The 23,720-nt window shown below is 67.5% G+C and carries 19 protein-coding genes; 12 read left to right on the plus strand and 7 right to left on the minus strand.

From position 1 onward, the window contains the following. Positions 1-4: 4 nt before the first annotated feature. Complete coding sequence (gene rarD / locus ACVK00_RS05860) at positions 5-904, plus strand: EamA family transporter RarD (protein ID WP_284893327.1); 900 nt, start codon at positions 5-7, stop codon at positions 902-904. Between the two features lie 397 nt (positions 905-1,301). Beyond that, complete coding sequence (locus ACVK00_RS05865) at positions 1,302-2,426, plus strand: OpgC domain-containing protein (RefSeq protein ID WP_284893331.1); 1,125 nt, start codon at positions 1,302-1,304, stop codon at positions 2,424-2,426. A gap of 55 nt (positions 2,427-2,481) precedes the next feature. Here the strand turns inward: ACVK00_RS05865 and ACVK00_RS05870 are convergent, their stop codons facing one another. Both ACVK00_RS05870 and ACVK00_RS05875 read right to left on the minus strand, forming a co-directional pair. After that, positions 2,482-2,688, minus strand: a complete 207-nt coding sequence (locus tag ACVK00_RS05870) for a hypothetical protein (protein ID WP_105832592.1) — start codon at positions 2,686-2,688, stop codon at positions 2,482-2,484. Positions 2,689-2,808: 120 nt separating this feature from the next. Beyond that, positions 2,809-4,332 carry a peptide MFS transporter gene (locus ACVK00_RS05875; RefSeq protein ID WP_284893334.1) on the minus strand — a complete coding sequence of 508 codons (1,524 nt, stop codon included), beginning with the start codon at positions 4,330-4,332 and terminating at the stop codon, positions 2,809-2,811. Positions 4,333-4,830: 498 nt separating this feature from the next. Here ACVK00_RS05875 and ACVK00_RS05880 point away from each other — a divergent pair, with 498 nt between their 5' ends. From ACVK00_RS05880 to ACVK00_RS05910, 7 genes are all read left to right on the plus strand, one after another. Beyond that, positions 4,831-5,409 carry a cupin domain-containing protein gene (locus tag ACVK00_RS05880; protein WP_006753630.1) on the plus strand — a complete coding sequence of 193 codons (579 nt, stop codon included), beginning with the start codon at positions 4,831-4,833 and terminating at the stop codon, positions 5,407-5,409. 177 nt (positions 5,410-5,586) lie between these two features. Then, positions 5,587-7,200, plus strand: a complete 1,614-nt coding sequence (locus ACVK00_RS05885; protein ID WP_228908606.1) for a peptide ABC transporter substrate-binding protein — start codon at positions 5,587-5,589, stop codon at positions 7,198-7,200. Between the two features lie 11 nt (positions 7,201-7,211). Further along, complete coding sequence (locus ACVK00_RS05890) at positions 7,212-8,150, plus strand: ABC transporter permease subunit (RefSeq protein WP_166725271.1); 939 nt, start codon at positions 7,212-7,214, stop codon at positions 8,148-8,150. Positions 8,151-8,163: 13 nt separating this feature from the next. Further along, positions 8,164-9,066, plus strand: a complete 903-nt coding sequence (locus ACVK00_RS05895; RefSeq protein ID WP_284893341.1) for an ABC transporter permease — start codon at positions 8,164-8,166, stop codon at positions 9,064-9,066. 133 nt (positions 9,067-9,199) lie between these two features. After that, a complete protein-coding gene (locus ACVK00_RS05900) occupies positions 9,200-10,192 on the plus strand; it encodes an ABC transporter ATP-binding protein (RefSeq protein WP_228908604.1) in 993 nt (330 codons plus the stop codon). Then, entirely contained in the window at positions 10,189-11,211 is a 1,023-nt protein-coding gene (locus ACVK00_RS05905) for an ABC transporter ATP-binding protein (protein ID WP_284893345.1), read from the plus strand. The genes ACVK00_RS05900 and ACVK00_RS05905 overlap by 4 nt, the downstream gene beginning before the upstream one ends. 160 nt (positions 11,212-11,371) lie before the next feature. Continuing rightward, entirely contained in the window at positions 11,372-12,844 is a 1,473-nt protein-coding gene (locus tag ACVK00_RS05910) for an OprD family outer membrane porin (protein ID WP_166725267.1), read from the plus strand. Between the two features lie 67 nt (positions 12,845-12,911). Here the strand turns inward: ACVK00_RS05910 and ACVK00_RS05915 are convergent, their stop codons facing one another. The 3 genes from ACVK00_RS05915 to ACVK00_RS05925 form a co-directional block, all read right to left on the minus strand. Continuing rightward, positions 12,912-13,904 (minus strand): DedA family protein/thiosulfate sulfurtransferase GlpE, encoded by a 993-nt coding sequence (locus ACVK00_RS05915; RefSeq protein ID WP_228908602.1) that lies wholly within the window; start codon positions 13,902-13,904, stop codon positions 12,912-12,914. A 163-nt stretch (positions 13,905-14,067) separates the two neighbouring features. Next, entirely contained in the window at positions 14,068-14,337 is a 270-nt protein-coding gene (locus ACVK00_RS05920) for a hypothetical protein (RefSeq protein WP_040138862.1), read from the minus strand. A 237-nt stretch (positions 14,338-14,574) separates the two neighbouring features. Then, positions 14,575-16,920, minus strand: a complete 2,346-nt coding sequence (locus ACVK00_RS05925) for a phosphocholine-specific phospholipase C (RefSeq protein WP_284893372.1) — start codon at positions 16,918-16,920, stop codon at positions 14,575-14,577. A gap of 527 nt (positions 16,921-17,447) precedes the next feature. On the opposite strand from ACVK00_RS05925, the gene ACVK00_RS05930 reads away from it, so the two are divergent. Together ACVK00_RS05930 and ACVK00_RS05935 are read left to right on the plus strand one after the other, a co-directional pair. Beyond that, the gene (locus ACVK00_RS05930; RefSeq protein WP_105784677.1) at positions 17,448-17,948 is read left to right on the plus strand and encodes a GNAT family N-acetyltransferase; all 501 of its coding nucleotides are present in this window, start codon (positions 17,448-17,450) and stop codon (positions 17,946-17,948) included. Between the two features lie 351 nt (positions 17,949-18,299). Further along, positions 18,300-19,898, plus strand: a complete 1,599-nt coding sequence (locus ACVK00_RS05935) for a thioredoxin family protein (protein ID WP_284893379.1) — start codon at positions 18,300-18,302, stop codon at positions 19,896-19,898. A gap of 48 nt (positions 19,899-19,946) precedes the next feature. On the opposite strand, the gene ACVK00_RS05940 is transcribed toward ACVK00_RS05935, so the two are convergent. Further along, entirely contained in the window at positions 19,947-20,198 is a 252-nt protein-coding gene (locus ACVK00_RS05940; RefSeq protein ID WP_006760818.1) for a DUF4148 domain-containing protein, read from the minus strand. 252 nt (positions 20,199-20,450) lie between these two features. Then, a complete protein-coding gene (locus ACVK00_RS05945) occupies positions 20,451-21,854 on the minus strand; it encodes a GntP family permease (protein ID WP_011659798.1) in 1,404 nt (467 codons plus the stop codon). Between the two features lie 326 nt (positions 21,855-22,180). On the opposite strand from ACVK00_RS05945, the gene ACVK00_RS05950 reads away from it, so the two are divergent. Continuing rightward, a complete protein-coding gene (locus ACVK00_RS05950; RefSeq protein ID WP_284893386.1) occupies positions 22,181-23,713 on the plus strand; it encodes a sigma-54 interaction domain-containing protein in 1,533 nt (510 codons plus the stop codon). Positions 23,714-23,720 lie beyond the last annotated feature (7 nt).

Genomic DNA, 23,720 nt, shown 5'->3' on the forward strand with positions numbered 1-23,720 from the left:
CAACATGACGGGGTATCCGGAGGCCGGGCGCGGCATCGTGCTGTCGGTGATGGCGTCGACGCTGTTCGCGCTGATGTCCGCTTACGCGAAACTGCTCGCGCCGTTCACGGGGCTCGACATCTTCGCGTGGCGCATCGTGTGGACCGCGCCGGGCGCGCTCGCGCTGATCGCGCTGCGCGGCCGCTGGCCCGCGCTCGTCGAGCTCGTCCGACGCAGCGTGCGCGACTGGCGCCTGCTGATCGCGCTGCCGGTGAGCGCGGCGCTGCTCGGCCTGCAGCTGTGGCTGTTCCTGTGGGCGCCGCTGCACGGGCGCATGCTCGAAGTGTCGCTCGGCTATTTCCTGCTGCCGCTGACGATGGTGCTCGTCGGCCGCTTCTACTATCACGAACGGCTCGATCCGCTGCAATGGGCGGCGGTCGCGTTCGCGGCGCTCGGCGTCGCGCACGAAGTGTGGGCGACGCGCGCATTCGCGTGGCCGACGCTCGTCGTCGCACTCGGTTATCCGCCGTATTTCGTGCTGCGCCGCCGGATCAACGCCGATTCGCTGGCCGCGTTCGCGGTCGAGATCGTGCTGCTGTGTCCGGTCGCGCTCGCGATGGTGTCGACGAGTCCGACGCCGGTCGCCAGCCATCCGCTGCTGTGGGCCGTGCTGCTGCCCGGGCTCGGCGTGCTCAGCACGCTCGCGCTCGCGAGCTACCTGAAGGCGAGCCGGATGCTGCCGATGGCGCTGTTCGGCATCCTCGGCTACGTCGAGCCCGTGCTGCTCGTCGCGGTGTCGCTGCTGCTGCTCGGCGAGACGCTGAGCGTCGCGCAGCTCGCGACGTACGGGCCGATCTGGGTCGCCGTCGCGCTGACCGCGTGGCACAGCGCGATGCTGATGCGGCGCCTGCCCGCGCGTCGCTGAGCGTCGCTCAGCGTCATCTCCCGCGGCACGACGGCCGCGCGGAAACGGGCTGCGCCTTGCGCGTTCGTCGCGTCGAATCCCGCGATCCTGGCGTCGAACTGGCGACGCACTGACGTCACGCTGGCCGCGTCGCCAGCTTCGACTCGTCGCTGTCACGCGTGTAATCGAATAGAAGATTCCGTTGCATTTTGTTACTTAGGGTATCCCCCGACCGGCCGCTAGACTGACCTGACCGTCTTCTCTTCGTATGCGGCTTTTCCATGAACGGTCATCTCCGTGCCGGGCCGGCCGGGTTGGCGCGATGCGAGCATACGCGTATCGCTGCTGATCGGCTGCGCCTTCTCCCTTCCGAATCCTCCACCGGTGCATGCCGCGCCGTCCTCGCGCAGGTGCGGCCATGTCGCTGAGCATGTCGCCCGCCACCCCGGCTGCGCCGGCGCGCGGCGGCCGCCTGATCGAAGTCGATTTCTTCCGCGGGATCGTGCTGCTGATGATCGTCGTCGATCACATCAGTGCGAGCGTGCTGTCGCGCGTGACGCTGCACGCGTTCGCGGTGTGCGACGCGGCCGAGGTGTTCGTGTTCCTCGGCGGCTTCGCGACCGCGAGCGCCTACGGCGCGATCGCCGACCGGCACGGCGCGCGCGCCGCGCAGCGGCGGTTCGTGCACCGCGCGATGCAGATCTATCGCGCGTTTCTCGCGACGTCGACGCTGATGCTCGTCGTGTCCGCCGTGCTCGACCATTACGGGATCGACGCGCCGAACCTCGCGCTCGACGACGTCAGCGTGATGCTCGCGTCGCCGCTCACCGGCGCGGCCGAGCTGCTCACGTTCCAGCGCCAGCCGTATCTCGCGTCGGTGCTGCCGATGTACGTGCTGTTCGCGCTCGCGTCGCCGGTCGTCGTGCCGTTCGCGCGCCGCCACCCGTGGCTGCTCGTCGCGTTCAGCGCGGCGTCGTGGCTCGCGGCCGGCTGGCTCGGCCCCGAACTGCTGGACACCGATGCGTTCCGCTGGAGCTTCAACCCGTTCGCGTGGCAGCTGATGTTCGTCGGCGGTGTGCTCGCGCGCAGCCAGCCGTTCTATCGGCACGTCGCGCTCGGGCGCTGGAGCGCCGCGGCGACCGGCGTCGCGTGCGCGATCGTGCTCGGCTGCGCGAGCTACAAGCTGTTCTCGGGGCTGCCGGTGCCGGAAGGCGTGCTCAAGCGCGATCTCGCGCTGCCGCGCATCGTGAGCTTCGCGGCGCTCGCGTGGCTGATGGCCGATTGCGTGCGCTACGGCTGGATCGCGCGCATTGCGCACGCCGTGCAGCCCGTGGTCGCGATCGGCCGGCGCGGCTTGATCTGCTTCGTCGCGGGCGCGGCGATCTCGCTCGTGATCGATTCGCTGCTGCATCCGGTCGCGAACGGCGCCGAGCTGCGGCATATCGGCGTGGGCCTCGCGGCCGACGCGTGCGCGGTCGGGCTGATGATGGCCGTGGCCGGGTCGGGATCGTGGTTCGCGCGCTGGCGCGGCGCGGCCGCATGAGCGGCGCGGGAGCGCGCGCAGGCGGCTCGCAAGGGGCCGCGCGGCGTCGGGGCGCTCAGTGAGGTGAGCCGATGCGGGAGCGGGGGGCCGCCGTCGCGTCGTCGGATTCGGCGTCGTCGCGTTCGTCGGACTTCGGATCGTCCTCCTGCGCGAGTACGGCGTCGGCTTCGGCCGCGGCCCGGGCCGCGCGCAATGCGGTGCAGCGCTGCGCGTGCCGGATGTCCGACAGTATCCTCAAGAGCCGAGTCGTTTTGCTTTTCATGATCTTCTCCCGCCAGTGCGCACCGCGATGGAACGGTTGCGCCGTTGCAACCAGTGTAGGACGTGCTGGCCGCGCCGGCGGGAGAATGTGGCGTGCACGCCGCACGCCGAGGGATAGTACTTACTGAGCCGAGGCCATCGCCTGCGCCTGCACCGCTTCTTCCTCGCGGCGCTCGTCCGTGCAGCGCTGATGCTGGCGCGACAGGCGGTTCATCATCGGCAGCAGCAGCAGCGCCAGCAGCATGCCGATCGCGGCGAGCCAGCCGAGCTTCTCGAACAGCGACAGGTAGAGCGGCAGCGAGTCGGTGGCCGGCAGGTCGTGCGACGGCATCTGCGCGAAGTTCGCGACGACGCTGCCGAGATACTGCGACACACCCGTCGCGACGAAATACGCGCCCATCATGAAGCCGCTCATGCGCGCCGGCACGTAGCGGGCGATCATCGCGAGGCCGAGGCCGCTCACCAGCAGTTCGCCGAGCGAGTAGAGGCCGTAGCCCCACACCATGAACCACGACGACACGCGACCGTCCACCGCGTAGCGGCCGCTGATCGTGAACACCAGGTAGCCGGCCGCCACCGCGCCGAAGCCGAAGGCGTACTTCGCCGCGACCGGCAGGTCACGGCCGCTCTTCGAGAACGCGTTGTAGATCCACACGAGCAGCGGGCTCAGCATCATGATCCAGATCGGGTTCAGTGCCTGGAACTGCGCGGCGCTCCACGTGAACAGCGTCGTGCCGAACAGGATGAAGCGCGGATCGACGTTGCGCAGCGCGAACAGCGTCAGCGACGTCGACATCTGCACGTAGAAGATGAAGAACAGGATCACCTGGCCGATCAGCACCAGCGCCGCGATCAGGCCCGCCCGCTCCGAACGTTCCGACTTCGCGATCATGTACGCGAAGATCGCCAGGATCGCGAACGCGGCCGTCCATACGCTCGCGACCGCGAGCTGCTTGTGCTGCAGCACGTACAGCGTGATCAGCGCGAGCGCGACGCCGCCGGCCGCCACGCCGCCGAGGCGCTTCCAGCGGATCGGTTCGTCGTCGGGCTGCGAGCCGATGTGCGCGAGCGTGCGGTGCATCAGCATGAAGTTCAGGATCGCGAGCAGCATGCCGGCGCAGCAGACCGCGAACGCGGTGTGCCAGCCCCAGTGATCCTTGATCCACGGCGTCGCGAGCATCGACACGGTCGAGCCGATGTTGACCGCCATGTAGTAGATCGTGAACGCGCTGTCGATGCGTGCATCGTCGCCTTCGTAGATGCGGCGCACGAGGTTCGCGGCGTTGGCCTTGAACAGGCCGTTGCCGACGACGATCACGCCGAGCGATGCGTACATGTACGCCAGCGCGTCGTTCGGAACCGCCAGCATCAGGTAGCCGGCGCACAGCACGGCCGCGCCGATGATCATCGTGCGACGGGCGCCGAGCACCTTGTCGCCGATCCAGCCGCCGATCGACGGCGACGCGTAGACGAGCGCGGTAAACGCGCCCCAGGTCAGGTTCGCATGGCTGTCGGTGAAACCGAGCCGGTCGACCATGAAGAGGACCAGAAGCGCGGCCATGCCGTAGTAGCCGAAGCGCTCCCACATTTCGATGAGGAAGACCGTCGTAAACGATCGGGTTTGTGAAACAGGTGCGTGCATCATCAATCTCGTTTCAAACGGACGGCGCGGATCGCGCGTCGCCTTGGGGTCGAACTGGCGCCGTAGCACGGGGGCCGGGTAGGCTTTGCGTCGGCGATGGAGCAGTCGGGCGGGTTAGCCCGGGCCGGGGTCGGACTCCGCCAGATAAGGCGGCGCGCGGCCCCGACCGGCGCGCGAATGGTAACGTTTGCCGGTCCGGTGCGTCGGGTCCGCGCCACTCAGGGAAACTCCCAATATGGCAGCAGCTTTCAGGAACATTTGTCTCGTCATTTACTTGTAAGCTCTGCGCCCGTTCTCCGCAAATTCCCGGAGAGCCGCTTGCAGCTTGCCTGTGAAGCCGGCGAGTCTGGCAAGATAGCGCGTCGTTTCGCACGCTTCGTGCCCTGTTTAGTGCACCGGGCTCGACACCGAAGACGTGTGCGAACCTGAAGATTAAGGCATCTCGATTTAACTTAGTTACTTTCCATCAAACATTTTTTGACGACCACTTTTCGGCCTGCTATGGTTTCCCCCACTGAAAACTCGCGATCGGCAGACGCTGCCGCTCTGGGCAGCAAGATTCGCGCGTTGCGCCAACGACTCAAGCGCACGCTCGACGACACCGCTACCGCCGCGGGTATTTCGAAGCCGTTTCTGTCTCAAGTCGAGCGCGGGCTCGCGTCGCCGTCGCTGACGTCGCTGGCCGGTATCGCACAGGCGCTCGGCGTGACGGTGCAGTACTTCGTGGACACACCGAGCGAGGAACGCTCGGTCTGCAGAGGCGAGCAGTTGCGCTTCTTCGGGTTCGCCGATTCGGCGAATTTGTTCGCGAGGCTGACGAACGTGTCCGAAGGGCGTCAGCTCGAGGCGATCCTCGTGCGGTTGCCGCCGGGGCAGAAGCGGTCGGAAGTAACGACGCATGCAGGAGAGGAATTCCTGTATGTGATTGAAGGGGAAGTGTCGCTGACGCTGGAAGGCAAGACGTTCGTCCTGCAGGCCGGCGACAGCTCGCACTATCAGTCGACGGTCCCGCACAGCTGGGTCAACACCGCGAAGATCGAATCGGTGGTGGTCTGGGTCGGTACACCGAGGCTGTTCTAACGCACAGGTATTCCTTCGTTTCAGAGACGGAATGCCTGTCGAAAGAAACGTAAGGAATACTAAGATGCAATACGAGAACCACGGGCCTCCCCAATCGCTGCACCCGTCAGCGTCTCAAGCGTAACCGCGGCATTCGCCGCGCGACGCTCACCGAACAACCTTCTCAAGACTGCCACGATGAAATCCTTGCATGCCATGTCGGCCGTGCTGGCCGCGCTCGCCCTGACGACGCCCGCCGCTCACGCCGTGACCGTTCCGTCGAACGTCGCGCTCGCTCCTCAACAGGACCTGACGCGCCAGGTGCCCGCCGAAGTCGAGTCGCTCGACCCGGCGCACATCGAATCGTGGACGGGCAACACGATCGGCCTCGATCTGTTCGAAGGGCTCGCCCGCATCGATGCGGCCGGCCAGGTCGTGCCGGGCGTCGCGCAGTCGTGGGAGCGCAAGACGCCGCAGACGTGGATCTTCAAGCTGCGCCACGATGCGAAGTGGAGCAACGGCCAGCCCGTGACGGCCGCCGATTTCGTCTACTCGTGGCAGCGTCTCGTCGATCCGAAGACGGGCTCGAAGTACACGATCCTCGTCGAGTTCATCAAGAACTCGAAGGACATCATCGCCGGCAAGGCCGCGCCGACGACGCTCGGCGTGCGCGCCGTCGACCCGTACACGCTCGAAGTGACGACCGACGTGCCCGTCGCGTTCTTCCCCGAGCTGACCGCGATGGCGCCGCTCGCACCGGTGAACAAGGACACCGTCGCGAAGTTCGGCGACGCATGGACGCGCCCCGGCAACATCGTCAGCAACGGCGCGTACCAGCTCGTCGACTGGCAGCCGAACAACCGCATCGTGGCGACGAAGGATGCGAAGTACTGGAACGCGTCGAAGGTCGTGATCAACAAGGTCACGTACCTGCCGATCGAAAGCGACGAAACCGCGATGCGCATGTACCAGGCCGGCCAGATCGACTACAGCTACTCGATCCCGTCGGGCATCTTCCAGCAGGTCAGCAAGCAGTTCGGCGGCGAACTGCGCCCGGGCCTGCAGCTCGCGACCTACTACTACTACCTGAACAACAGCGACCCGGCGCTCAAGGACAAGCGCGTGCGCCAGGCGCTGTCGATGGTGATCGATCGCGAGGTGCTGACGTCGAAGCTCACGCAGGCCGGCGAGAAGCCGATGTACGGCCTGATGCCGAACGGCACGAAGGGCGCGCAGCCGTTCACGCCGGAATGGACGGCGTGGCCGATGGCCAAGCGTGTCGCGACCGCGAAGGATCTGCTCAAGCAGGCCGGCTATTCGGACGCGAAGCCGCTGTCGTTCACGCTCACGTACAACACCAATGACCTGCACAAGAAGGTCGCGCTGTTCACCGCATCGGAATGGCGCACGAAGCTCGGCATCAACACGAAGCTCGAGAACGTCGAGTTCAAGGTGCTGATGAAGGAGCGGCATGACGGCAAGGTGCAGATCGCGCGCGACGGCTGGTTCGCCGACTACAACGACGCGATGACCTTCTTCGACCTGATCCGCTGCGGCAGCTCGCAGAACACCGTTGGCTACTGCAACAAGCAGATGGACTCGCTCGTCGACGAAGGCAACCAGAAGCTCGACGACAAGGCGCGCACCGCGCTGCTCACGCAGGCGCACGACACGGCGATGAACGACACGCCGATGGTGCCGCTGTTCCAGTACTCGGCCGACCGTCTCGTGAAGCCCTACGTGGGCGGCTACTCGCTGAAGAACGTGATCGACATGCGTGCGTCGCAGGACATGTACCTGATCAAGCACTGAGCGGAGCGATCATGCTGGCCTACGCATTGAGACGCACGTTGTGGGCGGTGCCGACGATTCTCGCCGTCATCACCGTCTGCTACCTGCTGCTGCATTTCACGCCCGGCGGTCCGTTCGATACGGAGAAGCAGCTGTCCGTGGCGACGCTCGCGAACCTGAACGCGAAGTATCACCTCGACGAGCCGCTGTGGAAGCAGTACCTGCTGTATCTCGGTTCGCTGCTGCGCGGCGATCTCGGCCCGTCGTTCCGCTACGTCGACTGGTCGGTGAACGATCTCGTGAAGAAGGCGCTGCCCGTGAGTCTCGGCGTGGGCGGCGTGTCGATCCCGATCTCGATCGTGTTCGGCGTGCTGCTCGGTACCGTCGCGGCCGTGCGCCGCGACAGCCTGATCGACCGCTTCGTGATGCTGCTCGGCAACTTCGGCAACGTCGTGCCGCCGTTCGTGCTCGGCCCGGTGCTGGTGTGGATCTTCGCGATCCTGCTGAAGACGTCGGCCGGCAACGGCTGGCTGCCGGCCGGCGGCTGGGGCGATGGCGGCTGGCAGTACCGGCTGCTGCCGATCGTGCTGCTGACCTTCATCAACGTGTCGCTGCTCGCACGCGTGATGCGCGGCTCGATGATCGAGACGCTGTCGAGCAACTACATCCGCACCGCGCGCGCGAAGGGCCTGCCGGGCTCGACGATCGTGCTGCGCCACGCGCTCAAGCCCGCGCTGATGCCGGTCGTGTCGCTGTTCGGCACGGTCTGCATCACGTCGATCACGGCGGCTGTTGTCACCGAATCGGTGTTCGCGCTGCCGGGGCTCGGGCAGCTCGTCGTGAACGGCGCGATCAACCGCGACTACACGCTGGTGCTCGGCCTCGTCGTGCTGACGACCGTGTTTGCAGTGCTGTTCAACCTGCTGGTCGACCTCGCGTACGCGTGGCTCGATCCGCGCATCCGTTATTGAGCGAGGCACTGCGATGACTCCGACTACTCCCGTCGTCAGTCTGCCCGTGCAGACCGACTCGCCGCCGCGTTCGCGCTCGCCGCTCGCGCTCGCGTTCGCGCGCTTCCTTCACAACCGCGCGGCCGTGTTCAGCCTCGTGCTGCTCGCGCTGATCACGCTCGCGTGTTTCGCCGGCCCGTGGCTGCTCGCCGCCGATCCCGCGGCGAGCGACTGGGGCTCGATCAGCTTGCCGCCGACGCTCGCGAACCAGCACTGGTTCGGCACCGACGAACTCGGCCGCGACCTGCTCGTGCGCACGCTGATTGGCGGGCGCGTGTCGATCGAGGTCGGCCTGCTCGGCACGCTGGTGTCCGGCCTGTTCGGCGTCGCGTGGGGCGCGACCGCCGGCTTCGCGGGCGGCCGGGTCGACTCCGTGATGATGCGCATCGTCGACATGATGTACGCGATCCCGTACCTGCTGATCGCGATCCTGATGATGACCCTGTTCGGCCGCTCGTTCATGCTGGTCGTGCTGACCATCAGCGCGTTCTCGTGGATCGACATGGCGCGCGTCGTGCGCGGCCAGACGCTGTCGCTGCGCAACCGCGAGTTCGTCGATGCGGCGCGCGCGATCGGCGTATCGCCGGCATCGATCGTGCTGCGCCACATCGTGCCGAACCTGCTCGGCGTGGTCGTCGTGTACGCGACGGTCTCGGTGCCGAACATCGTGCTGACCGAATCGGTACTGTCGTTCCTCGGCCTCGGCGTGCAGGAACCGATGACGAGCTGGGGCGTGCTGATTCAGGACGGCGCGCAGAAACTGGAATCGATGCCGTGGCTCCTGCTGGCACCGGCCGTCATGCTGTGCGTGACGCTTTACTGCGTGAACTTCGTTGGCGACGGCCTGCGTGACGCGCTCGACCCGAAGGATCGCTGAGAATGAAACGACCCCCACGCTCATTTTATTCGCTGTCGACCGGAGTTAGCGCTTCAGCGCTTACTCCGGTCCCATGCACGGCTCCCCCCGAGGGGGCGGCCAGCCTCCTTGGGGCGGCCCGGCGGAGGCTGGCATGACAGCACTACTTGAAGTCGACAACCTCGGCGTGCGCTTCACGCGCAAGGATGCACCGCCGATCGACGCCGTGAGCGGCGTGTCGTTCTCGCTCGAGGCCGGCAAGACGCTCGGCATCGTCGGCGAATCGGGCTCGGGCAAGAGCCAGACCGTGATGGCGCTGCTCGGCCTGCTGGCCGGCAACGGCGCGACGACGGGCACGGCCCGCTATCGCGGCGACAACCTGCTCGAGATGGATACGCGCGCGCTGAACGCGGTGCGCGGCGACCGGATCGCGATGATCTTCCAGGATCCGATGACGTCGCTCAATCCGTTCCTGACGATCGAGCGGCAGATGACCGAGACGTTGCAGCTGCATCGCAAGCTGTCGCGCAAGGACGCGACCCGGCGCGCGATCGAGGCGCTCGAGTCGGTGCGCATTCCCGATGCGGCACGCCGCATCCGCATGTATCCGCACGAGTTCTCCGGCGGCATGCGGCAGCGCGTGATGATCGCGATGGCGCTGCTGTCCGAGCCGGAAATCCTGATCGCCGACGAGCCGACCACCGCGCTCGACGTGACCGTGCAGGCACAGATCATCGACCTGCTGCGCGAGCTGAATCGCGAGCGCGGCACCGCGATCGTGCTGATCACGCACGACATGGGCGTGGTCGCGGGCCTCGCGGACGACGTGATGGTCATGTATGCGGGCCGCACCGTCGAATACGCGCCGGCCGATTCGATCTTCGCGGCGCCGTCGCATCCGTACACGATCGGCCTGCTCAACGCGCTGCCGCGCCTGACCGACGCGGACGATGCGCCGCTCGTCGCGATTCCCGGCAATCCGCCGATGCCCGGCACCGCGCCGGCCGGCTGCGCGTTCGCGAAACGCTGCACGTATGCGGAGGAGCGCTGCGGTGCAGCGCGCCCCGTGCTCGAAACCTATGGCGCGGTGGGCGCGGTGCGCGCATGCCACCGGCCGCTGGCCGATCTGACGGGAGGTCTGCGATGAGCGTCGAAGCACGCCGCAATGCCGGCGCGACGGGCGACACGCTGCTGTCCGTCGAGGATCTGAAGGTGCATTTCCGCGTGCCGCTCGGCGGCTATCCGTGGTCGCCGAAGGGCACGTTGCGCGCGGTCGACGGCGTGTCGTTCGACGTGAAGCGCGGCGAGACGGTCGGGCTCGTCGGCGAGTCGGGCTGCGGGAAGTCGACGCTCGCGCGCGCGCTGATCGGCCTCGTGCCGATGACGGCCGGCACGGTTAGCTGGCGCGGCGATGCCGTCGCGCCGGATCACCTGCGCGGCACCGCGATGCGCCGCGAAGTCCAGATGATCTTCCAGGATCCGCTCGCGTCGCTCGATCCGCGCATGACGATCGAACAGATCGTCGCGGAGCCGCTCGTCACGCACCACGCGGGCCTCGGCCGCACCGAAGTGCGCCGCCGCGTGATCACGATGCTCGAGCGTGTCGGCCTGAATGCGCATCACTTGCTGCGCTATCCCCACGAATTTTCCGGCGGGCAGTGCCAGCGCGTCGGGATCGCGCGTGCGCTGATCAGCGAGCCGAAGCTCGTGATCTGCGACGAACCCGTCTCGGCGCTCGACGTGTCGATCCAGGCGCAGATCGTGAACCTGCTGCGCGATCTGCAGCGCGACCTGTCGTTGTCCTATCTGTTCGTCGCGCACGATCTGGCGGTGGTGAAGGCCATCAGCCAGCGCGTGCTCGTGATGTATCTCGGCCGCGTGATGGAGTTCGGCACGCGGCATGACGTGTATGGCGTGCCGCAGCACCCGTACACGAAGGCGCTGCTCGATGCGGCGCCGACGCCGGAGCCGGCGCGCGAGCGTGCTCGCCGTCCGATGCTGCTGGCGGGCGAGATGCCGTCGCCGCTCAACCCGCCGTCCGGCTGTGCGTTTCGCACGCGCTGCCCGGTCGCGATCGACGCGTGCGCGCAGGACGTGCCGCTGCCGGAAGTGCGGCAGGGCTCGGCGGCGCGTGTCGCGTGCATCCGGGCGGGCGCGGCGGCGTGAAGTGACGCAGCAAATATAACCAGGCAGGTCAACAGGGGTAGGGTGCGGCGCGAACAACCTTCGCGCCGCGGGTAAAGGCGCGTCCTTAACCGGGCTCGCCGGGGGGCTGGAAGCGGATCGCAACCGGCGTGGACGACATCAACACAAGACGAGAATGACGATGAAAAAGCAAAAGACGATCGGGACGGCATCGAAGATGCTGCTTGCATGGGGCTTGCCGGCGCTCGCGGGCGTGTCGCTGACCGGCGTCGCGCACGCCGACGACGCGGCCCCCGCACCGCTGACGGTTGCGCAGGCTGCGCCGTCCGCCGGCGCGAGCACGACCGTTGCGCAGGCAACGACCCCGAACGCCATTATCAACGCCGAAGCGACCCAGGCCGTCACGCCGCCCGACGAGCCGTCGGCCCAGTCGAAGTCGAAGGGCTTCATTGCCGACAGCCATCTCGACTTCCTGTTCCGCAACTATGCGGACGTGCTCGACAGCAAGGGCGGACCGCATCGCCACGCGTGGGTCCAGGGCGCGATGGCGAACTTCGAGTCGGGCTTTACGACGGGCTTGATCGGGATCGGCTTCGACGCGTCGCTGTATGCGGCGCTGAAGCTCGACGGCGGCCAGGGCGCCGGCAGCATGGTGCACATCGCGAAGGGCGGCGGTGGCGGCAACCAGCTCGCGTGGGCCTACCCGGGCATCTACGACATCAAGGCGCGCATCTCGAACACGGTGGTCAAGTACGGTCTGCAGGCCGTCGACAACCCGTTCATGGAGCAGCACGACAACCGCGCGCTGCCGCCGACGTTCCTCGGCGCGACGATCGTCAGCAACGAATTCAAGAACGTGATGCTCGAGGCCGGCAGCTTCACGAAGACCGACGCGCGCGGCCACACGACGCTCACGAACCTGACGACGCAATACGGCGGCACGCGTATCAACCGCCTGACGTATGTCGGCGGCACGTGGGACTACTCGCCGAACGGCGAAGTCGCGCTGTACGCGAACCAGGCCGACGACGTGTGGCACCAGTACTACGCGTCGGTGAAGCACAGCATCGGCAGCACGCAGACGATCAAGTGGACGGGCTTCGGCAACGTCTACTCGACGCACGACACCGGCGACGCGCTGCAGGGCAAGATCGACAACAACGCATACAGCCTGTCGCTGGCCGCGCAGCACGGTCCGCACGAGCTGCTGCTCGGCTTCCAGCAGGTGCTCGGCGACCAGTTCTTCGACTACCTGAACGAAACCAACGGCATCTTCCTGACCAACTCGATGGACGTCGACTACAACGCGCCGCACGAAAAGTCGCTGCAGCTGCGTTACACGTTCTACGGCAAGGAAGCGGGCCTGCCGGGCTTCAAGGCGATGGTGTGGGGCGTGACGGGCTGGGGTGCGGACGGCAGCGCGGGTGCGGCGAACGATCCGAGCAAGTCGAGCATCTACTGGAGCAACGGCGCGCCGGTGCAGGGCCGTCACCACGAGTTCGGCTTCATCCCGTCGTACACGTTCCAGAGCGGCAAGCTGAAGGACACGAAGGTCACGTTCATCGCGATGTGGCACAACGGTTCCATGCACTCTTCGGACGCGACGAACCGCGAGTATCGCCTGGTCGTGAACCTGCCGTTGCACGCGTTCTGATCGAAGGGGGATGCAACGTCCCCCGCAGTATTTCCCGTCTTGCGCGGCCGGCCTGCCGTCAGTTCGATCAGGCCGGCTTGTGCAGGCCCGCCACCGGATCGTTCGCGGCGGGGATCTCTTCCACCAGCGACGTGAGCTGGCGGCCGGTGTCGCGCCAGGCATCGAGGCCGCCGCGCAGCGGCAGCGCATCGGTGAAGCCCGCGTCGAGCAGGCGCTTGGCCATCAGCGCGGCCGTCACTTCGTTCGGGCACGAGCAATACACGACGAACTTCTGCGTGAGCGGATAGCGCGCGACGATGTCGGCGATGCGCCGCTCGTCCGCGAACTGCGCGCCGGGAATCGTGAACGGGTCGAGCTTGCGATGCTCGGGCGAACGCACGTCGAGCACCACGGGCGCCGACGCATCGGCCAGCAGGCGATCGAGTTCGTCGACGCCGATGCGCGCGGTCGCGAGCTGGCGGATCAGCGCGCGGCGGCGCATCCAGCGCACGGCCGCATAGATCGCCAGCAGCGCGACGATCACCAGCAGTACCGCGCGGCCGAGCCGGCTCGCGCCGGCGAACAGCCAGTCGATCTGCCGATAGAACACGACCCCCGAGACGAGCCCGACGATCGTCCACAGCGCGGCGCCGAGCGCATCGTAGCCGGCGAACGTGCGATAGCGCGTGCCGAGCGCGCCGGCCATCGGCACCGACACGAGCGACAGCCCCGGAATGAAGCGGGCGACCGCGAGCACGCGCACGCCGTAGCGGCCGAAGAAACGTTCGGTCTTCTTCACGCAGGTATCGCGCGACAGCGACAGCCGGCAGATCGTCTTCAGCGTCGTGCCGCCGTAGCGCCGCCCGGCGACGTACCACACGGTGTCGCCGATCAGCGCGCCGAGCACCGACAGCGCCAGCACCGTCACGAGCTGCGAGCCGATCATCGCCGGATGCATCGCGGCCATCGCGCCGAACAGCACGAGCGTCGGCATCGCCGGCACGGGCAGGCCGATGGCCGCCGCAAGTACGTTGGCGAAGACGAGAAGCGGCCCGTATTGGGCGACGAGGTCACGGAGCATGACGGCTGGCCGAAAAGGAAGCGCGTGAGGAGACCACACAGATGGGCCGATTATCGGCCATTTTCAACCGTGCGTCGGGGAATGACGGAAAGCGCCTGACGGCGGCAGGGGGATGCGGGCAGAACGGTGAGCCGAGGCGTTGCGCGCGGCTCACCGTTCGACTTCAGGAAGGGGTGCGGGCGAGCGATGCGGCGCCGTGGTTTTCGCCGGGCAGCTCGGCGCCGTGCGAGCGGATCGCCGCGATCAGTTCGGCCGGCGTGATCTCGTAGCGGACCTCGCGGTGAATGCCGGGCTTGCGTTCGTCGATCTCGATCAGCAGCACGCTCTTGCCGTCGCCGGTCGATTCGAGCCGGAGCGAGCGCAATTCGCGGCCGTCGGCCGGGTCGTGTTCGGTGAGCAGGGTCATTGCCCCGGATGAGCCGGTAGTGCGCATCGAACCTATCCTCGTGTCGTGTGTGCCAGATTGGCGAAGATGTCGTTGTTGAATGCAGCTTGACGAAGTTTAACGCGAACGGGCCGCAACACGGAGCATTTTCGGTGGCCCCGAAAAGAGGGCTGTACCACCGATCCTTCTGATGTTTGAGCCGCGCCGGGCGGGCGTTTCAGCCGGATCGGGCCATGCCGCGACCGCCGCCCGGCCAGTGATCGGGCCGGGCGGGCGCGGGTGCCGTCAGAAGCGGTCGGCGAGCCCCATCGCCGGGTCGCTGACCGAGTGGCGGCCCGTTTCGACGCGGCCGGCCACGCGGCGCGAGAAGCTCGCGTCGCTGTCGGCGGTGACGACGAAGTCGTACCAGTGGCCGGTCGAGTCGAGCTTCCAGTGCAGTTCCGACTGGCCGCCGGCGCGCACCGTGACGGTCCACGTCGTACCGGTGTCGTTGCCGTGCCCGTGACCCTGGCTATTGCCGTCCTCGTTGCCGTGGCCGCGATCGTCGTTCGTGCCGCGACCGGACAGTGCGCCGTACACCTCGTTCGACTTCACCGTGAAGCGCACGGGGCTGCCGCCGTCGTTGCGCAGCCGCAGATGCAGGTTGCCGCTCGCGCCCGCATAGCCGACCCGGATCTCCGGGTGCGGTGCCCGCCCGCCGGCCAGCCGGGCCAGGTCGCCGGTGAAGCGGCGGTGATAGCCGTTCGGGCCGAGCACCCACAGGTCATATTTGCCGCTGTCGTCCGCCAGCGCGGCCCAGTCGCCGCGCAGCGCCTTGCCCGGCTCGACGATGTAGCGGCGCGGCACGCGGTCGAGGTGCAGTTTGTCGTAGACGTGGAACACCGCCGCCGCGCGACCGGTGTTCGCGAACTTCAGCGTGACGGTGCCCTTGCCGGCATCGACCTGCGCGCTCGCATGCAGCTCGTACGGCAGCGCACGCGACGGGCGCACGCCGGTGGCCTGCGCGGGCAGCGACGGCGTGGCCGGCGGCGTGATCTTCGGCGCGGCCTGTTGCGCGGCGCTCAGTGCGTCGACCTGGCTTTTCGTCGTGCGGCCCGCGAGCGTCGGCAGCGGTTCGTTGTTCGGCGCGCGGAAGTTGAACGCGCTCGTCAGGTCGCCGCACACCGCGCGACGATACGCGCCGATCTGCGGCTCGACCACGCCGAAGCGCTTCTCGAGGAAAAGCAGCGTCGACGTATGGTCGAACACCTGCGAGTTGACCCAGCCGCCGCGGCTCCACGGCGACACGACCCACATCGGCACGCGCGGGCCAGGACCGTACGGACGGCCGTCGGCCGCGGGCTGGCTCGACGTGGCCGGCGCGAAGTCGTGATACTCGACGGCGACGTCGGCAGCCGCGAGCGTATGGCCGCCCGCGAGCGAGCCGTCCGCGTTGCGCGACGGCACGGCCGGCGACGGCATGTGGTCGAAGAAGCCGTCGTTCTCGTCGTAGTTGATCAGCAGCACGGTCTTGCTCCACACGTCCGGGTTCGCGGTCAGCGCGTCGAGCACCGCCTGCACGTACCACGCGCCCTGCGCGGGGCTCGACGGCCCCGGATGTTCGCTGTACACGGACGGCGGGATGATCCACGACACCTCGGGCAGCGTGCCGTTGCGGATGTCGTCACGGAACGTTTCGAGGAAGCCGTACGGCATCGTGTTGCCGAAACCCTTCGCGAGCGGGCTCAACGGATCGTCGATCGCCGGATCGTAGAACGCGCCGGCCGCCGTCACCGGCTGCGTGATATCTGTCGACGCGACATACGCCGGCCGGCGTGCGGCCGGCATCTGCTCGATGGCCGCGCGCCAGTGGCGAAAGCTCATCATCTCGTTGCAGCCGAAGTTGTCGATCAGGCTCTGGTAGACCTTCCAGTTCACGCCGGCCTGCTGCAGCCGGTCCGCGTAGGTCGTCCACGTCCAGCCCTGGCTCGACGGGCCGATGTCGTTGCCACCGTTGAACTGGTTGTTCAGCGCGGCGAGCTTCACGCGGCTGCCGTCGGCCGGGCTGATGCCGTTCGGGCCGTTGGTGCCGCTCCAGTAGAACAGCCGGTTCGCGATCGTGCCCGTGTGCATCCCGCAGTGGTAGTGGTCGCACAGCGTGAACGCGTCGGCGAGCGCGCGCTGGAACGGCACTTCGGCCGCGTCGTAATAGCCCATCGACAGCGGCGTCTTCGCGTCGGGCCAGCGGTTCATCCGGCCATGGTCCCACGCGGCCTGCGCGTCGGCCCACGTATGCGGCGTGCCGCCCGCGCGCTGCGCGTTGCCCTGGCTCGCGTCGAGGTGGTACGGCGTGATGGTCGTCGCGGGCGTCGCTTTCGTGTAGGTCTGGTGGAATACGTCGCGGCCGTTCGGCGACGGCACCGCGAAGCGATCGCCGTAACCGCGCACGCCCTTGAAGGTGCCGAAGTAGCCGTCGAACCCGCGGTTTTCCATCATCAGCAGCACGACGTGCTTCACGTCCTTGATGGTCCCCGTTTCGTGAAACGCGGGAATCGCGAGCGCGCGGCGGATGCTCGGCGGAAACGCGGACAGCGCGGCGGCGGCGAGGCCGGAAGTCGCGGTTTGCTGAAGGAATTTGCGGCGTGACGTCATGGCGTTCTGATCCTGTGATGATGGGAGCGTTCGTGACTTCGTCTGGTTTCACCCGTGCATCGTCCCCCTGGGACGGTCGGCGATGCGTGTGCGTTTCGGCGCGTCGGCCGTTGTCGCGCTTCTGCGTGCCGCACGCTCGTGATGCGCGGGGCAGGATGTCGGCCCACGCGTGCCCGGCGCGTGCCGGGCGGGGCGGCGCCCAGTCTAGGGAGCGCAGATGACGTCGACGTGATGCGGAAATGACACGCGATGACGTGCGGTGCCGGTGGCGGTGACGTTGCGAGCGCAACTAATCGGCGACGCGCCGCGAAGATGCCGGAGTGGTCGGAAATTACCGATTTCCGTGGCAGGGGTGGTCATAAATTACCGATTACGTGAAGCCGGTGTGATGCGTGGTGGTTGTGCGTGCAACGGAATCACGTTGCGCTGTGACCATGTTTCATTCGTGTGAAATCGGATAAGCTCGATGCGTTGTTGCGTTCGCGCGGCAACGTGCCCCGGCCCGATACTTTCGACTCTACCCAGTCATGACCGATATCACGATCCGGCACAGCGAGACGCACGACGTCGACGCGATCCGGCAAATCGTCGCGCATCCCGCGGTGTACATGAACACGCTCCAGCAACCGTTTCCGTCGCACGAGAAATGGCAGCAGCGACTCGAACGCCTGCACGAACAGGGCGTGAGCCTCGTCGCCGAGCTCGACGGCGCGGTGGTCGGCCATCTCGCGCTGCATCCGGAGCAGAACCCGCGCCGGCGTCATGCGGCGTCGCTCGGGATGATGGTCGATGCGTCGCATCATGGTCGCGGCATCGGCGGCCGGCTCCTGGCCGCCGCCATCGAACTCGCCGAAAACTGGCTGAACGTCACGCGCCTTGAATTGACCGTATTCGTCGACAACCCGGCGGCCATCGCGCTGTATGAAAAGCACGGTTTCCGGATCGAGGGAGAGGCGCCGGACTATGCGCTGCGCGACGGCGCGTATGCGTCGGTGTATCAGATGGCGCGGATCAAGGGGCGGCAGTAATGGAAGGCTGCATGCAGCGCGATGCGTCGTTGCGCTCACGGCGCATGAGCGCACGTCGGCGATGCCGCACGTCATATCCATTCGAGAATTCGTTCCTTTTCAACCGGCCGCGTGAATCGTATCGTCGAGCGATTTGCCGGTCGCGGCTTTCTGCGTCGATGCCCGCACGACGCGCACGGCCGGTTCCGGCATGCGCGGCGCCATCCGTCGACGCCCTTCGTTGTTTCTTCGTTTCGCCGTGTTTTCGCCTTGCCGCTTCGCACGCATGGGCCGGCCGTCGCTGACATGCCGGCTCCGACCGTCGCGCGACGCCGCTTCCCGCAACCGTCTCTTTCAACGGAACCCGCCTCGATGAAAACCGTTCTCCGGAACCTGACTGCCGCCTGCCTGTTCGCCGCCGCGGGTGCGGCGTTCGCCACCCCCGCGCCGCAGGGCGCTGCCGTGTCGAGTCCTTCGGGCGACGGCGCGCATCTGCCGCCCGGTATCGCGTGGCAGCAGGGCGACGTCGATGCCGCGTTCGCGCTGGCGAAGCGCACCGGCAAGCCGCTGCTGCTGTACTGGGGCGCGGTGTGGTGCCCGTCGTGCAACCAGGTGAAGTCGACGATCTTCAGCCAGCAGGCGTTCAAGACCCGCTCGTCGTTCTTCGTGCCGGTGTATCTGGACGGTGATACCGAGAGCGCGCAGAAGCTCGGCGAGCGCTTCAAGGTGCACGGCTATCCGACGATGATCCTGTTCCGCCCGGACGGCACCGAAGTGACGCGGCTGCCGGGCGAAGCCGATCTCGATCGCTACATGCAGGCGCTGTCGCTCGGGATGACGGCCACGCACCCGGTGCGGCAGACGCTCGCGACCGCGCTGAACAACGGCGCGTCGCTGACGCCGGACGAATGGCATCTGCTCGCCGACTATTCATGGGACACCGACGGCGCGCTGCCGGTGCCGCCCGATCGGGTCGCGGTGACGCTGCAGACGCTGTCGCAGCGTGCGCGGGCAGCCGGCGCGAAGGCGGACGCCGCGCGGTTCGCGCTGAAGTCGGCGGTGGTCGCGGCCTCGGACGATCCCGCGCAGGCTGGCGCGCTCGACAAGGCCGCGCTCGCCGATGCGCTCCGCGCGGTGCTGCGCGAGCCGGCGCTGGCGCGGGCCGATTCGGATGTGCTCGTCGCGGCGCCCGCGCGCGTGGTTGCCTACCTCGGCGGCGATGCCGCGCAGCGCGCGAAGCTGCGCGGCGCGTACGACGCGGCGCTCGCGCGGCTGTCGACCGACACGACACTGTCGTCGATCGACCGCCTGATGGCGCTGCACGGCCGCGTGCTGCTCGCGCGTGGCGACGCGCACGACGGCGCGCCGCTCGCCGCGCCGGCGCTGGTCGATGCCGCACGCAAGCAGATCGCGGCATCGGTGCAGGGCGCCGCGAATCCGTACGAGCGGCAGGCGCTCGTCAGCGAAGCGGCGGACACGCTGACCGACGCAGGGCTGTACGACGAATCCGATGTCTTGCTGAAGGCCGAGTTGGCGCGTTCGGCGACGCCGTACTACTTCATGTCCGGACTGGCCGCGAATGCGAAGGCGCGCGGCGACAAGGCCGCGGCGCTCGACTGGTACCGGAAGGCGTACGACGCGGCGAGCGGACCGGCGACGAAACTGCGCTGGGGTGCGACCTACTTCGCGAATGCGGTCGCGCTGGCGCCGGACGATTCGGCGCGGATCGAGGCGATCGCCGCGAGCGTGCTCGCGCAGGCCGGGAAGACCAGGGATGCGTTTTATGGGGCGAACCTGCGCGCGCTGACCAAGGTCGTCACGCAACTGAACCGCTGGCGCGGCGGCGGCGGCGCGCACGAGGCGTCGGTCAGGTCGGTCGTGAAGCAGTTCGACGGGGTATGCGCGAAGCTGCCGGCGGGTGATCCGCAGGCAGCGGCATGCGCGAAATTGATTCAACCGGTGAAGGCGTAACGGCGGAAACGGGTACGGTCGGGCGGGCTGGGGGAGCGGAGGCCGCGATTACTGGCTCGACTCCGACGACGCGCCGCGATCGCTGCCATACCCGGCACTCTGCTCGCGGGCGATCTTCGCTTCGGCGGAAACGATGCTGGCCGGATAGAACCAGTCGCTCGGCTGGAAGCCGGCTTGCTTGAGCGCTTTCACTTCGGCGTGGACCTGCGCGCGCGTGAGCGGCGGGTTCGACTGCGCGTGCGCGGCGAGCGGGGCGGATACGGCCAGGGCGATGGCAACTGCATGAATCAGGCGCTTCATGATCGAGACCTCCATGTTTCCGACTGGGCGGCCGGCCTTCGTTCGACGAAGCGGCTGCGGTTGAAAACAGTGTAGGCCCGGCCACGCGCGGGAAAAATGCGATCGCTCCCAACGCAGTGTTCTGCTGCTGGTAACAATGGGAGTGGGAAGGGCGGTGCCGGATGGTGGCGCGTGGCGGGTGCTGAGCGTCGGCCGCGTCGATGCGGCCGACCGAGGTGGGGCGGCGTGCGGAACGCCGCCCGATGCACAGCGTTACACGAGGCCCGTCGTGTAGTACACGGCGATCACGAAGAACACCGCAAGCGTCTTGATGATGGTGACCGCGAAGATGTCGCGATACGACTGGCGGTGCGTGAGGCCCGTGACCGCGAGCAGCGTGATGACCGCGCCGTTGTGCGGCAGCGTGTCCATGCCGCCGCTGGCCATCGCGACGACCCGGTGCAGCACGTCCAGCGGAATGTTGGCCGCCTGCGCGCCCTTGATGAACAGGTCCGACATCGCGGCGAGCGCGATGCTCATGCCGCCCGACGCCGAACCGGTAATGCCGGCGAGCGAGCTGACCGATACGGCCGCGTTCACGAGCGGGTTCGGAATGCTCTTCAGCGCATCGCTGACGACGAGGAAGCCCGGCAGCGCGGCGATCACGCCGCCGAAACCGTATTCCGACGCGGTGTTCATCGCGGCGAGCAGTGCGCCGGCGACGGCGGCCTTCGAGCCGTCCGCGAAGCGGCCGCTCACGCGTTTGAACGCGGTCAGGATGACCAGCACGATGCCGAGCAGCAGCGCGGCCTCGACCGACCAGATCGCGACGACGGTCTTGATCGACGTCGTGACCGGCGCGTGCACGCCGGGCAGCACGTCCGGCGCGACCGTGTACGACGCGGCGCCGTACCACTGCGGGATCAGCTTCGTGAACGCGAAGTTTGACACGCCGACGAGGATCAGCGGCAGGATCGCCAGCGCCGGATGCGGGAGGGACTTCGCTTCGACGCGTTCCGGTTCGTTGACGAGCGACGTGCCGTAGCCTTCGCCCTTCGCCATCGCCGAACGGCGGCGCCATTCCAGGTACGTGAGGCCGACGACGACGATGAACAGCGAGCCGATCGTGCCGAGCACGGGCGCGGCCCAGGCAGTCGTCTTGAAGAACGTGGTCGGGATGATGTTCTGGATCTGCGGCGTGCCGGGCAGCGAGTCCATCGTGAACGAGAACGCGCCGAGCGCGATCGCGCCAGGCATCAGCCGTTTCGGAATGTTGCTCTGGCGATAGAGTTCGGCCGCGAACGGATACACCGCGAACACCACCACGAAGAGCGACACGCCGCCATAGGTGAGCAGCGCGCACACCGCGACGATCACCGCATTCGCACGCGAGCGGCCGATGTAGCGGATCGCCGCATGGACGATCGACTCGGAGAACCCGGACAGTTCGATCACCTTGCCGAACACGGCACCGAGCATGAACACCGGGAAATAGAGTTTGACGAAGCCGACCATCTTCTCCATGAAGATGCCGGAGAAGACCGGTGCGACGGCGGCGGGGTCGGTCAGCAGGACCGCGCCGAGCGCGGCGATCGGCGCGAACAGGATCACGCTGTAGCCGCGATACGCGGCGAACATTAGAAACGCCAGCGCGGCGAGGACGATCACGAAAGACAAGGGAGTCTCCTAATTGCTTGGAATGGCTTTGGTTGTTGTTCGATCGCGGGACGCGCCGCGGACCGGGACGGGTTCGTGCAGGTTTCGTGCCATCGGCCGGATTGCGCCGCCGGACATGGGTCCGGCGCAGGCCGGCGGGCCCGCGCCGGCCAATGTCTGAAGATTCTACATAAATCGTCTCCGTCCGGAGACGATTTGGCCGTCCGGACAACCCGTCGAATCGGCCAGGACTTTCCCTGACAAGGCATTCCGGCGTGTCTCCGAAATGAGATAATTCGTCTCCTTCCGGAGACATCCGGCCAAGCATATGCGGAGACGACGACACGATGATGAACGACTGGGCCCGCCTGCCCGTCAATTACGGCGACGTGCTGCGGCGCGCTGCCGAGTCGCTGTTTCGTACGTTCGAGGATTCGAGTGCGGGCACGGTGGTCGTCGATCGCGACGCGCGCGTCGTGTGGATGAACGAGCGTTATGCGGCGCGTTTCGGGTTCGCCGATCCGCAGCAGGCAGTCGGCCTCGACTGCGAGGCGGTGATTCCGAACAGCCTGATGCGCGAGGTCGTGTCGACCGGACAGCCGATCCTGCTCGACATCATGGAGACGGGCCGCGAGCCGCTGGTCGTCACGCGCCTGCCGTTGAAGAACGAGGTGGGCGAGACGGTCGGCGCGATCGGCTTCGCGCTGTTCGACCAGTTGAAGACGCTCACGCCGATCTTTTCCCGCTACGCGCAGCTTCAGCAGCAGCTGATCGCGACGCAGCGTTCGCTCGCGCAGGCGCGCCGAGCGAAATACACGTTCGCGAGCTTCGTCGGCACGAGCGCCGCGAGCCTCGAAACCAAGCGGCAGGCGCGGCGCGCGGCGCAGGTCGATTCGCCGGTGCTGCTGCTCGGCGAGACGGGCACCGGCAAGGAACTGCTCGCGCATGCGATCCACGCGGCGTCGGCGCGCGCGCTCCAGCCGCTCGTGACCGTCAACGTCGCGGCGATTCCCGACACGCTGCTCGAAACCGAATTCTTCGGCGCGGCGCCGGGTGCGTATACCGGTGCCGACCGCAAGGGGCGCGTCGGCAAGTTCGAGCTGGCCGATCGCGGCACGCTGTTTCTCGACGAGATCGGCGACATGCCGCTGCCGCTGCAGGGCAAGCTGCTGCGCGTGTTGCAGGACAAGGAATTCGAACCGCTCGGCTCGAACCGGATCGTGCGCGCGGATGTGCGGATCATCGCCGCGACGTCGGCCGACCTGCCCGCGCTGGTCGAGGCCGGCCGCTTTCGCGCGGATCTCTATTACCGGCTCAACGTGTTGACGATTCACGCGCCGCCGCTGCGCGAGCGCGCGTCCGACATCGCGGCGCTCGTCTACGCGACGCTGGAAGAACTGGCCGCGCAGCACGGCCGCGCCGCGCACTGCGAACTGACCGACGATGCGCTCCGGGTGCTGTGCGCGTACCCGTGGCCGGGCAATGTACGCGAGCTGCGCAACACGCTCGAGCGTGCGCTGATGCTGTCGGATCGCTCGGTGATCGACGCGCGTGCGCTCGCACCGTTCCTCGGGCCGATGCGCGTGGCGCCCGACAGCGTGCCGGCGGGCGCGCGGGTTGCGCCGTCGCCGGCCGGCCGGGACGCCGGCGACGCATCGGCTGGGCCTGGTGCGCCGGTCGTTTCGTATACCGATGCATTGGCCGCGTGGGAGCGCCAGTTCCTGATCGATGCGCTGGCCGCTTGCGACGGCAAGGTGGTGGAAGCGGCCGCGCGCATCGGCATCGGTCGGGCGACGCTTTACAAGAAGCTGGCGGCGCTGGGAATCGACCGGTGGCCAGCGGCGGCGGATGCGCGCGGACATGAGGAACGGCACCGGTGAAGTGCCC

It is taken from the genome of Burkholderia sp. PvR073, from assembly GCF_054055695.1.